Genomic DNA, 12,339 nt, shown 5'->3' with positions numbered 1-12,339 from the left:
CAGACGATCACGCCGACCCGGTAACACGCACGGCGGCAGGCCACGACCGTGGGTCGTGGCTCGGCGACGGGACACCGACCCACGGTCGGTGTCTACCGGTGGGGTCACTCAACCGGTCAGCGTTTTGCAGGCGCCTTGTACTTCGGCACGAACACCTCGTTGACCGCTTGTGCCAGCTGGTCCGGCGGCAGCAAGCCCTGGTCGAGCAGGAAGTTGTTGAAGGCCAGCCGGTCGAAGCGCTTGCCCAGCGCCAGTTCGGTCTGCATGCGCAGTTCCAGGATCCGGGTGTAGCCGTAGAAGTAGCTGCCGGCCTGGCCGGGCATGCGCACCATGTAGCGGTCCAGTTCCTGGGTGGCCATCGCCTTGGACAGGCCGACTTCGTCGATCAGCACGCGCTCGGCGTTGGCGCGGTCGATCAGGCCCAGGTTGAGCATCGGGTCGAGCATGGCGCGCGCCGCGCGCAGCAGGCGGAACTGCAGCGCGATCAGCTGCCCGTCCAGCGGCTCATACGGCACCATCTCCGCTTCGGCATACAGCGCCCAGCCTTCCACGTTGACCGAGTTGAACGCGAACATCGTGCGCGCCAGCGAGATGCCGCGTTCGACCATCGCGGTGAACTGCAGCTCGTGGCCGGGCCGGCCTTCATGCGCGCTGAGCGTCCAGGCCGCCGAACCGAAGTTGAAGTCGTCGTACTGCGCGGCCTTGTCGCCCGCGGCCGGGTTGCCCAGCGGCAGTACGAAGGTGCCCTGCTGGCCGGTGTTGCCCACCAGCGGCGCCGGCAGGAAGTGCGGGGCCGGCGAGGCGGCGCTTTCGGCGGCCGAGCCCAGGCGCATCTGCATCGGGCGCTGCGGCACGTCGACGATCTTCTCGCGACGGATGATCGGGTCGATCGCATCGATCACGCCCCGGTAGTGGTGCTCCAGCTGGTCATCGGCGATCTTGTCGCCCTTCAGCGCGCGCACCACCGCCACCGGATCGGTGGGGTCGGTGACCTTCAGGCCCTTGGCCTGCACCACCAGCGGCGACAGCTGGCGCATCGCCGAGCGGGTTTCCATGAATTCCAGCTGCGCACGCTGCATCAGCACCGCCGGGGCGATGTCGATGCCCACGCGCTTGAGCTGGTAGGCATACAGCGGCTCGGGCAGGCGCGCATCGGCACGGGCCTTGGGCAGCACGTCCTTGCGGGTCCAGTCGCGGTACTCGCGCAGCTGGGTGGCGAGCGTCTTCAGCGCCTCGTCCGCGCCGGCCACCTTGTACTTGCCGAACAGCTGCTCGATGCCGGTGATGTAGGTGTCCACGTTGGCCAGCGACTGCTCGACCTCGATCTTTGTCGGTTGCAGCAGACCCTTGTCGGCCAGTCGCTCTTCATAGCGCTGGCGCGACAGCGTGGTCACCGGCTGGGTGCCGGGGGCCAGGCCGGCGTAGGCCTTCAGGCGATCGAGTGCCTTGGCGCGACGCTCGGCCGATACCTGGTCGGAGAGCAGCATGTTGATGCCGCTGAACACCGTCTGCGGCGTGTCGGTCCACGGCAGCAAGTACTTCTCGTTGAGCTCGCTGCCTTCGATGTTCTGGCTGGCCGCCGCGATCATGATCGCCAGGTCCTGGCGCACGTTCGCGTCGCGCTCGGTGGCCAGCTTGGCCTGCAGCTCGGTACGCGCCTTGGCCATGGCCGCACGGTAGCGCGCGCCGTTGTCCGGGCCGAAATCGGCCACCTTGTCGTCGTAGCCGGGCACGCCGAAGAAGCCGGTTTCCTCCGGCTGGAACGGGCCCTGCGCATCCAGCAGGATCTGCGCCAGCTGGTTGCTGCGGGTGACCCAGGCCGGGCTCGACGGCGCCTTGGCGGCAGCCGGGGCGGCAGCATGCACGGGCGGCGCGGACAGCGCGGCGGGGACGGAAAGGGCCAACGCAACGGCAAGGGCAAGCGGCTTCATGCAGGACTCCCGGGAACGGATGCCTGCGACCCTACCCGGTCAGGGCGGTACCGACAATCGGCCAAGGGTCATGGTGGTGCGCCGCCGGCGCTACGCTCACAGCATCACGCCGGGTGGGCAGTCACCGCGGTCACGACACTCGCGCAGCGCGCATTCCCGCGCCGCCTCGGCATCGTCCAGTGCGGTCAGATCGATCGGCTCGGACTGCCCGGCAAGCACGTACAGCATCGGGTAGTCCCATTCCCCCTGCTGGCGGGTGGCCTGCAGGAACATCCGCGCGTCGCCACGCGGGCCATTCAAGTGCACCAGGAACTGGCTGTGCCCACCACCACCCGGCACCAGATTCATGCTGCCGGCGGGCAGGAAACCATCTTCAATCGGCTCGCCCAGTTCCGCCACCAGTTCCACACTGCAGCGCGCGCGGCGCATGGCTTCTTGGTAAGGCTCGCTGCTGCGGCTCCAATGCGCCCACTGGGTGACCGCCAGCCAAACCGCGGCGGCGGCCGCCGCGCTGGCCGACAGCACCGCCAACGGCATGGCCCAGCGCCAGTGCCGGCGCCACCATCCGGGGCCGGCAGGGCGCGCCCCGGGAAGCGGGGGTGGCTGGTTCATCGGCGTCCTCCTTGTCATGCCGGTGATGCGGGGTCCCGCGGGAGTTACGGTGCCAGGCAGCGCCCCAGGAAATCCTCGGCCAGGCGGTAGCGGTGCAGCGCGTTGCTGCCCGACAGACCGTGCTTGGCGCCCGGGTAGGTCATCAGTTCGAACGGCTGCCCACGCTTCTGCAAGGCACTCATCAGCGCGGTGGAATTGGTGAACAGCACGTTGTCGTCGGCCATGCCATGGATCAGCAGCAGGCGCGAGCGCAGGCCGTCGATATGGGCCAGCACGCGCGCCTCTTCATAGCCCTTCGGATTGTTGCCCGGCAGGTTCATGTAGCGCTCGGTGTAGTGGCTGTCGTACAGGCCCCAATCGGTGACCGGCGCGCCGGCCACGCCGCAGGCATAGGTGTCCGATGCCTTGGCCAGCAGCATCAGGGTCATGTAGCCGCCGTTGGACCAGCCCTGCACGCCGATGCGCGCCGGGTCCACCCACGGCTGCTGCTTCAGCCAGGCCACGCCGCGCAGCTGGTCGGCCACTTCCACCGTGCCCTGCACGCCATACAGCGCGCCGCCGAAATCGCGGCCGCGGCGCGGGGTGCCGCGGTTGTCGAGCGAGAACACCACATAGCCCTGCTGGGCCAGGTACTGGTTGAACAGGTGGTCGCCGCGGCCGGGCCAGCTATTGGTGACGGTCTGGCTGGCGGGCCCGCCGTACACATACACCGCCACCGGATAGCGCTTGGCCGGGTCGAAACCGGCCGGCTTGATCAGGCTGTAGTGCAGCTCGGTGCGGTTGTCGGCCGCCTTCAGGGTGCCGAACTCGACCGGGCGCTGCGCCTCCAGGTAACGCGCATACGGGTGCTGCGGATCGGCCAGGTTGTTCTCCACCAGCGTGGCGATCTTCGTGCCATCGGCACGGTGCAGCGAAATCTGCGGCGGGGTGGTGGTGTTGGACCAGCTGTCCACGTACACACTGGCATTGCGCGCGAAGCTGGCGCTGTGCATGCCCGGTGCCTGCGACAGGCGCTGCGGCGTGCCGCCCTGCAGCGACACCGCGTAGATCTGGCTTTCGCGCGGCGACTCGACCCCGGCCCGGAAGTAGACCTTGCCGGCTGCTTCGTCCACCGCCAGCAGTTCGTCCACCGGCCAGTTGCCCTGGGTGAGCGCGGTAACGGTCTTGCCGTCCTCGGAGATGCGGTACAGGTGTTCAAAGCCGCTGCGCTCGGACGACCATACGAAACCGCCCTGCGCCAGGAAGCGCAGGCTGTTGTGCAGCGGCACCCAGGTCCTGGAGGTTTCGGTGACCAGCGTGTGCTGCTTGCCACTGGCCAGGTCGGCCTGGATCAACTCGAGATGCTTCTGGTCGCGCGACTGCCGTTGGAAGGTCAGCCGTTGCGGATCGCGCCAGTCCACGCGTGCCAGGTAGATGTCGGGGTCGCGGCCCAGGTCGACCCAGCGCGGCGCGGCATCGGCCTTGGGGGCAATCACCGCCAGCGTCACGGTGACGTTGTGGTCGCCGGCGGCGGGGTAACGCTGTTCGATCATTTCGGTGCGATCGGCGTACATTTCGTAGCGCTTCTGCACCGGCACCGGGCTTTCGTCGATACGCGCGAAGGCGATCGCCGAATCGTCCGGGGCCCACCAGTACCCGGTGTGGCGGTCCATCTCCTCATCGGCGACGAACTCGGCCACGCCGTTGCCGATGGTGTCGCTGCCATCGCGGGTCAGCTGGATCTGCTTGCCGCTGGCCAGGTCGATCACCCACAGGTTGCGCGCACGCACGAAGCTGACAAAGCCGCCCTTCGGCGACAGCTTGGCGTCGGTGGCGAAGCCCTCCCCGTGGGTCAGCTGGCGCACGGCAGCCGTGCCTTGTTTGGACAGGTCGTACAGGTACAGCTCGCCGCCCAGCGGGAACAGCAGGGTGTGCGCGTCGGGCGACCACTGGTAATCGACGATGCCGGTCATCGCGGCGATGCGCTGGCGCTCGCGGCGGGCCTTCTCTTCATCGCTGAGGGTTTCGGTGCCGGGCAGCACCACCTTGGAGTCCACCAGCAGCCGGGTCTGGCCGCTGGCGATATCGAAGCTCCACAGGTCCAGCTGGTTGCGGTCCTCCTGCTTGCCGCGCAGGAAACTGACCTGCGAGCCGTCCGAGGCCACCTTGGGTTTCATCAGGGTCGGACCGGACAACGGCAGCGGACCGGTGATGGCCTCCAGGGTCAGTTTTTCAGCGTGGGCCATGGTGGTCGAAGCGAGCATGAGGGCGAGCGAGGCAAACAGGTGGCGCATGAAGGGTTCCGGCAAGCGACAGGTCCGCCCCCATGCCAAGGCAGGGGGCGGTCAGCCCCCATCCTAACCAAGGCAGTGCGGGAAGGCAGCATGACCTTCTACCCGGGCGCGGCCGGCGCTGGACGCGCACCACGTAGAGCGGGGCTCTGCCCCGCTGCGTTGGGCATCGGCGGAAAAGCACAGCCGGGCAGAGCCCGGCTCTACCGCGGGCTTCAGCGCTGCCCGAACAGGTGCTTGCGCTCGTCCTCGCTGAGCGGCTTGCCTGCGTCGGGGTTCACCTGCTGGCGCAGCGCATAGGCACGCTGGGTGGCCGGGCGGGCGGCGATCGCGTCATGCCAGCGCTTGAGGTGGGGGAAGGCGGCAAAGTCCACGGGCAGCTTGTCGTACGCGCCAATCCACGGGTAGCTGGCCATGTCGGCGATGCTGTACTCCGCGCCGCCCAGGTAGGCGCTGTCGGCCAGGCGCTTGTCCATCACCCCGTGCAGGCGGCGCACCTCGTTGTTGTAGCGCTCGATGGCGTAGGGAATCTGCTCGGGCGCGTACACATTGAAATGGCCCATCTGCCCGCTCATCGGGCCCAGCCCGGCCATCTGCCAGAACAGCCACTCCAGCACCGCCACGCGGCCGCGGCTGTCGGCGGGCAGAAAACGACCGGTCTTCTCGGCCAGGTACAGCAGGATCGCACCGGATTCGAACACGCTCTGCGGCGCGCCGCCATCGGCAGGCTGGTGGTCGACCAGCGCGGGCATCTTGTTGTTGGGCGAGATGGCCAGGAACTCGGGCTTGAACTGGTCGCCGGCGCCGATGTTGACCGGCTTGATCTGGTACGGCAGGCCCAGCTCTTCCAGCAGCAGCGTGACTTTGTGGCCATTGGGGGTGGGCCAGTAATACAGATCGATCATGGCGACAGCACTCGCGGATGAGGAACCCCGAGTCTAGTGCGTCAGTTGGGTGGCAGGGTCACGGCGGACCCGTTACCCTGCCGCGTCTTCCGCAACGCAGCATTCCAGCATGAGCCCCACTCCCCGGCCCATCAGCCCCCTGTCCTCCCTGATCTTCGCCTCGCGCTGGCTGCAGCTGCCGCTGTACCTGGGCCTGATCCTGGCCCAATGCGTCTACGTGTTCCTGTTCGGCAAGGAGCTGTGGCACCTGCTGCACAAGGCCAATGCCATGGGCGAGCAGGAAATCATGCTGCTGGTGCTGGGCCTGATCGACGTGGTGATGATCTCCAACCTGCTGGTGATGGTGATCGTGGGCGGCTATGAGACCTTCGTCTCGCGTCTGCGCCTGGAGAACCACCCCGACCAGCCGGAGTGGCTCAGCCACGTCAATGCCAGCGTGCTCAAGGTGAAGCTGGCGCTGTCGATCATCGGCATCTCCTCGATCCACCTGCTCAAGACCTTCATCGCCTCGGGCACCCTGGACGCCCTGCCGCTGTGCGACAGCGAGGCCTATCTGAATGCCGTGGCGGCGACCGGCCAGATCATCAAGTGCGCCAGCATGACCTCCACCGGCGTGATGTGGCAGACCATCATCCATTGCGCCTTCATCCTGTCGGCCATCGGCATCGCCTACACCGACAAGCTGATGAGCGGCACGCCCAGCAAGACCCTGTCGCACTGACACTTGCCCGGCAGCGCCGGCATCGGTCACGATGCCGGCCTGCCCTCGCCGTCCGGCCCCTGGCCGGCCGGGGTGATGCTAGATTGCACACCTGCAGTACCGCCGTGGACGCCGGGAAACGTCCATCGGCCTCGGCCAGCCTGACCGCATCGGGCCTTACGTACCGTCGTATTCAAAGGGGAGTTGGATGTCGCACGTCAACACGATTGCCTCGCTGCGCCTGCTGGCGCCATTGGCCCTGCTGGTCGCCCTGGCCGCCTGCTCGGGCAAAGACGAACCGGCACCAGCCGCACCGGTCGCCGCACCCGCTGCCACCCCGGCCGCGGCGCCTGCCGTGTCGGCCAAGGTGCAGTCGATGGGCACCGAGGAACTGCGCGACCTGGCCAGCAAGGCCCTGCGCGAGAACCGCATGTACGCCCCGGCGGGCGACAACGCCATCGAGTACTACCTGGCGCTGCGCGACAAGACCCCGGACGACGCCTCGGTCAAGAGCGCGCTCACCGACCTGCTGCCCTACACCCTGATCGCCGCCGAACAGAGCCTGGGCCGCGAGGACTTCGCCGAATCGCAGCGGCTGGTCGCGCTGATCGAGAAGGTCGACGCCACCGCACCGGCCCTGCCGCGCCTGAAGCAAGGCATCACCGGCGGCATGCAGACCGCCCTCAAGCGCACCCAGGAAGAGACCGACAAGGTCAAGAAGGACGCCGAGAACCGTACCAAGCAGCTGGCCGACCAGCAGCGCCTGGCCCAGCAGCAGGCGGCCGAAGCCGAAGCGGCGCGCACCATTGCCGCCCAGCAGGATGCCGCCCGCCGCGACGGCGAGCGCCAGGATGCCGAGCGCCAGGCCAGCGCCCGCCGCGAGGCCGAGCAGCGCCAGCAGACCGCCGCCGCCCAGCAGGCCGCCGCGGCCCGCCAGGCCGCCGCCCCGGCGGCGGCAGCACCGAGCCTGCGCCCGGTCAGCACCCCGGCCCCGCGCTACCCGGCCGAAGCACTGCGCTCGGGCACGTCCGGCGAAGTGCTGGTGGAAATCACCGTCGGCACCGACGGCTCGGTCACCAACGCCCGCGTGCTGCGCGCCACGCCGTCCCGCGTGTTCGATCGCGAGGCGCTCAACGCGGTCAAGCGCTGGAAGTTCGAACCGGTCGGCGCACCCGTGACCACGCGGCGCACCCTGGCGTTCGCGCCGGGCGGTTGATCGGTTTCGATGGTGACTTGCAGAAGGGCCCGGAGCGATCCGGGCCTTTTTTGTTTTCGGGGCCTTCGTTCCATCAGGCCCTGCCGCGCCGAATCCCGCGGAACAAATACGTCAAGCAGGCTGATGGCCCGTAGCGTAGGCACCAGCGCCCGCAGATGGCACTCGTCCACCTCTCTCGCTGCCGGAGCGGCATGGCGACACTGCCCGTGCGCAAAGAGACACTGTCGCGTTGGACGTGGTCCTGCATATCGGAAAGCGCGTGTTCGACACGCCCCTTTTCGAATGGGATGCGCTTTGGCGACATGAATGCCGCTACCTACCGCCACATTATTTTTTCCAGATACCGCTTACGTGCACGCTCATAGATGGCCGGATCGCTGGCGAACTCGGCCATGAAGCGCGGCTCCGGGAGGGCGAATGGATCGTCGGGTGCGATGGCGCACTCTGCTTCGATTTCTGGCGGGAAGACCGGCGCTTTGCAGGTCTTGAAGGTAAGCCAGCGACTGAGGGTCAGTGCGCCATAGAAGGGGAAAAGAAGGTTGTGCCGAAATGGGAATAGGTTGGTGCCCATCATCAGACACACCAGCATCCAGTGATTGCGGAAGGTGGGCAGTGTGGAGAGCGTAATGACGCGATCCAGCGGGTCGTCGAAACACGTTTCCGGACCATCCTGCATGTACCGACAGATCAACGCCCATTGTTCCCGGATGTCCTGATCATGATCCCAGAAATGGCCGATGGTGAAGGTCTGCTGCACCTGGCGGTTGCGATCAAGCAGATGGCAGCGAAGGTCGCGCAGATTGGGGTCCTGGCCGCCACGGCCGATATGGAAGAAGGCGAAGGGCGACCCCCAGGGCACCACCACGACGCCGCCCGGGCCGTTGTGACGGAAGAAGTAGATCTTGCGGGTGATGCGATTGAAGCGGACGGGATAGTGCGTGTACTGGAAGAGGTCTTTGCGCAAATGAATGAACCACAAGAACGCGCATGGCCCGCATGAACACGTAGTGATCACCACGACCATCAGCGCCGTTACCACATGATCATCTGCCAGCGATCTCAAAAGCGCATGGACTGTCCAGATACCTACGGAAATTGCGGCGACCATGAAACACACCGACATCAAGGTCGCGGCCATGCCTTTCACCTTGAAGGTTCTATTTACCAACTCGATATATGTCGAGTTGCACGCAATCAAGCCAAGTGCGTCATCCGGGATGAATGTCCCTGGGTTTTCAATATCAAGCTTTCCGTGGACCTCTTGTGGACAGAGGCCTTTGTGAAGACTGAAATGCGGATACCAGCCTGTGAGCACTCACTCTCTCCTCAGCTTCTCGAGTTCCGCCATCTGTAGGCTCAGGTGGGTGAACGCGCCTTTATTGTTCGAGCCGAAGTGGAGCGCCTTATTGAGCCAGCACTCAATTTCATCCGGCTTGAACCACGCCACGACAATGGTCACCGTTGCAGCAATGAGCATCAGGGCTATTGCAACCGGCACCGCCCAGCCAAAGAGCATCATGAGCGCCGCGAAAGCAGTTGCGAGTCCGCTGGAAATCATCAGGCCACCATAGACTTTATTCAGAGAGAAGTCGCTTATTCCCTCCGTGATTGTCAAGGCTCCGAGGATCATTCCCGCTACGCCGCTCAGTATCTTTCCACCCGCCTGAACTACCGCAGCCCTCGTACCCGCGCGGAACATCCATCGCCCCATTGGCTCAGCCAAGGTCTTCGAGAACCAAGGCAGCTTCGCGCCAACCTCACCCAGAAGAATGGCCGCATCTCCAATCAGCGCCGCTGCGCCTGCCGCGAAGTTAGCCTGCAGAAGACCCCGTTCTTCCACGGGCGCCTTCATGATCTGCTGGTTAAGGTGACCCAGGCTGGCCGACATCATGACCAACCCCGCGACGCCATATCCATAAGAGCTGCGATGTAGTCCAGACACAGTGCTACGCATCGCATCATGCAGGTCCACTACGCTCAAGGTGCGTTGCAGGTGCCGCTGGATCGCCGGCCCGGGCATCACTGCCTTGGCATTGAGTGCCTTGAACAGCTTCAGTTGATCGGCGTCCACAAATGCCAGCATGCCAAACTTGAACCGGGCGCCATCCATCGTCGCGTTGGCGGATTCGAGTGCTGCGGACGCAGCGACGCTGGCCTGCTGCGCCGCGTTCAAGCCCGCCCGCGACGCCAAGGTCATGGCAAGCGCTTTGCGTGCGCGTTTTGGCGTGGTGTGGCCGGTCAGATCCACCAACTGGGTTTGAGGCGATCCCGACTGCGCCATGGCGGTCATTAGCCCCATCTGCCAGCGCGCAGGCAGGCGGCCAACGTCCGCAGCGACCATACGGCCAATTTCGTCCCCCACCATTCGCGTCACTGGACCTGAAAGGTGTTCCAGTAGACGCGCTGAACCTTGATACATGCCCGCAGTCTTGCCCGCCGCCGGATTGTCCAGCAGCCCCTTGAACGCATTGGACAGCCCATTGGCCGCCAGCAGCCAGTCGCGCGCCCCCGGTGCGGTGGACGTCTTTGCCAGGACCTGTTTCCAGTCGCTGATCAGCGCGTCCTGGTTCCACACCTGCGCGCGCAGAAGAATTGACTCGGGATCCAACGGATCGCCGTTCTCCAGCTGTTCCAGCACATACGCGAACACTTTGCCGCGCGAGGTAGCGTCCTGCAGCATGGCGGTCACCGCCTCCTGATACAGAATCCCCGACGTGGTGTCGGTGCTGTCGAAGTTGCAGACCATATGCTGCTTGAAGGCCGCTGCCGATAACCAGGCGATATATGCATCGTCCAGTTCGGCGATGTGCTTCTGGTAGAACCGGTCCTGCTCGTCCAGGTAGGTGTTCTTCAGCCAACGCGCATACGCGTTCCCGCCGCGCAGGTACTTGCGGTATTTCTTCCAGGACTTTCTGCCCAGTCTGAGCACCTCCTCTTCGTCTTCCACGGCGAACGCGTCGTCGGTCCACAGTGGCAACGACCTGCTCAGCTCCTGCGCGGCAGCCCGCCCACCGAACACGCTGACGATCCCCCTCCCCACCATGGCGCTGGTACGTTTCCGGTGCACTTCATCCTCGATCGCGCCGTGATGAATGGCTTCGCGCAGGGCGATGATGGCCGCCGCGGACTGACGCTTCTCTGCCCGCTCCGGTTCGTTCTCCCATTCCAGCAAGCGCGTCACCGCCAACTGGTTGAGGTCGGCGATGATGCCCACCGGGTCGTCCAGTGCTACGAGCGCCGGGGTCACCGCCAACGGATGGTCCGGGACGCTCTGGCGTGCAGCCAGCCGCGCCTGGGCGCGCAGCAGGTCGAGCTGATGCTGGGCGTACTGCACTCGGCCGCTCAGGCTGTGTGCCAGTGCATGCGCGCCGGGGAGCACGTCCATGCGGGGTAGGTTGGTGGCGTCTGGCGTTTTGGGCAGGGTCGAATAAGTGTCGACAAGATGGAATTCCGCCACCTGATCCAGCGCCTGGTACAAGCTGGCCATGTGCGGTTGCGGGCTGCCACTGTCGACCCAGCTGGCCATGTCGATGCGGCGCATGCTGCGCTGGCGGTACGCGGCATCCTGATGGCGGCGCCACACGTGGAGTGTCCACGGTGCCGTACTGTACGCCAGCCACAGTGTGGTCCCCCACTTCGCATCGGGCAGGACGACGCACTTGCTCATCATCGCGCTGCCATGCCGCGAGCAGGTAGCCGGTGCGTCATCGTTCTGCGGCGGCGGGGAGGTGTCACGGATGTCGAAGGACGACAGATCGCCGTGCTCATTGACCTGCCAGGCCAGCCACTCGTCGCGCGTCTCATTGAACCCGTACACGTAGCCGCCGCGCAGCAGCCGCAGCGTGTACTGCGCATCGGATGCCGGCAGCGCGATGTCCTGTACGCCCGCGCCGAAAGGGGCCTGCAAGGGCGGTGCCCGCCGACGGACTTCGGCGTCGGTGCGGGCCACGGCATAGCGCGTCAGCAGGATGGGAAAGCCGAACGTGATGCAGTTGGGGCAGTAGGCGGCAGCAGAGTCGTTCATGCCGCCACCGAAGCTGCGAAGGCACCAGACTCCAGCCGGCTGGCCATCGCATAGGACATCCCTTCGCCACGCAGACGCGCCAGGCGCGCAGCCACATCGGGCCGATGCCGGAACCCGGGTCCGTGCTGCAGGCGCTGCCGCGCGTACAGGGACAGGTCCCTGACGTCTTCCAGACCGGCATCGCGCGCTTCCAGTACCCCCTCCATCAGCGCGCGCAGCGGGCTGCTGGCCGCAGTAGCAGGGGCATCGACCAGATCGCGCAGGCACGCATTGATAACGCCCATCTGCTCAAGGCCCTGCCACTGGTCCGGCTGCAGCAGCAGACCGAAAGGCGCGTGCGCGTCAGGCCGGTGATGGGTGCGCCAGGTGCCGCCCAGCGGCTCGTGCCACGTCCATGCATGCACCGGCCCCATCACCTCGGCCATCTGCGCCGGGGTCAACAACCAGCGCAGATGGCGGAATACGCGGGGATCGTGCACGCGAAACCACACGCGGCCCTTGCCGGGCCGCCACAAGCCCATCAGATGCCGCAGGTGACCTCGCAGGCCCGATGCGTCGTTGCAGGCCAACAACGTGCAGAACAAGGGGCGTCCGCGTTCACGCAGATGGCGCTCGGCGCGATCCAGCACGTCCAACCGCCGTTCCCAGGACAATGTATCCAGCGCCACCAGCAGCGGCGGT

At 66.1% G+C, this 12,339-nt stretch carries 9 protein-coding genes; 2 read left to right on the top strand and 7 right to left on the bottom strand.

Annotated elements, in window-relative coordinates:
• Nucleotides 1-116: 116 nt before the first annotated feature.
• From DBR34_RS00610 to DBR34_RS00595, 4 genes are all read right to left on the bottom strand, one after another.
• A complete protein-coding gene (locus DBR34_RS00610) occupies nucleotides 117-1,931 on the bottom strand; it encodes a DUF885 domain-containing protein (protein WP_128095281.1) in 1,815 nt (604 codons plus the stop codon).
• Nucleotides 1,932-2,027: 96 nt separating this feature from the next.
• Nucleotides 2,028-2,543, bottom strand: coding sequence for a cytochrome c oxidase assembly factor Coa1 family protein (locus DBR34_RS00605; RefSeq protein WP_128095280.1), 516 nt, complete (start codon nucleotides 2,541-2,543; stop codon nucleotides 2,028-2,030).
• Between the two features lie 44 nt (nucleotides 2,544-2,587).
• Entirely contained in the window at nucleotides 2,588-4,816 is a 2,229-nt protein-coding gene (locus DBR34_RS00600) for a S9 family peptidase (protein ID WP_128095279.1), read from the bottom strand.
• A gap of 212 nt (nucleotides 4,817-5,028) precedes the next feature.
• On the bottom strand, nucleotides 5,029-5,718 hold the full coding sequence (locus tag DBR34_RS00595; RefSeq protein WP_128095278.1) for a glutathione S-transferase N-terminal domain-containing protein: 690 nt from the start codon (nucleotides 5,716-5,718) through the stop codon (nucleotides 5,029-5,031).
• Between the two features lie 109 nt (nucleotides 5,719-5,827).
• Between DBR34_RS00595 and DBR34_RS00590 the strand changes: the two genes are divergently transcribed.
• Nucleotides 5,828-6,439 (top strand): TIGR00645 family protein, encoded by a 612-nt coding sequence (locus DBR34_RS00590; protein WP_128095277.1) that lies wholly within the window; start codon nucleotides 5,828-5,830, stop codon nucleotides 6,437-6,439.
• A 187-nt stretch (nucleotides 6,440-6,626) separates the two neighbouring features.
• The gene (locus tag DBR34_RS00585; protein ID WP_128095276.1) at nucleotides 6,627-7,634 is read left to right on the top strand and encodes an energy transducer TonB; all 1,008 of its coding nucleotides are present in this window, start codon (nucleotides 6,627-6,629) and stop codon (nucleotides 7,632-7,634) included.
• 316 nt (nucleotides 7,635-7,950) lie between these two features.
• Here DBR34_RS00585 and DBR34_RS00580 read toward each other — a convergent pair whose 3' ends face one another.
• From DBR34_RS00580 to DBR34_RS00570, 3 genes are all read right to left on the bottom strand, one after another.
• On the bottom strand, nucleotides 7,951-8,949 hold the full coding sequence (locus DBR34_RS00580) for a DUF6708 domain-containing protein (protein ID WP_128095275.1): 999 nt from the start codon (nucleotides 8,947-8,949) through the stop codon (nucleotides 7,951-7,953).
• Complete coding sequence (locus DBR34_RS00575) at nucleotides 8,950-11,658, bottom strand: T6SS effector BTH_I2691 family protein (RefSeq protein WP_128095274.1); 2,709 nt, start codon at nucleotides 11,656-11,658, stop codon at nucleotides 8,950-8,952.
• Nucleotides 11,655-12,339: DUF4123 domain-containing protein (locus tag DBR34_RS00570; protein WP_128095273.1), on the bottom strand; the 685-nt coding region annotated here is incomplete at its 5' end. The genes DBR34_RS00570 and DBR34_RS00575, both read right to left, overlap by 4 nt.

This window comes from Stenotrophomonas sp. HMWF003, from assembly GCF_003061285.1.
Lineage (GTDB): Bacteria > Pseudomonadota > Gammaproteobacteria > Xanthomonadales > Xanthomonadaceae > Stenotrophomonas > Stenotrophomonas maltophilia_AP.
The sequence above is the reverse complement of the archived record's forward strand: the minus strand, read 5'-3'. Positions and strand labels throughout refer to the sequence as shown.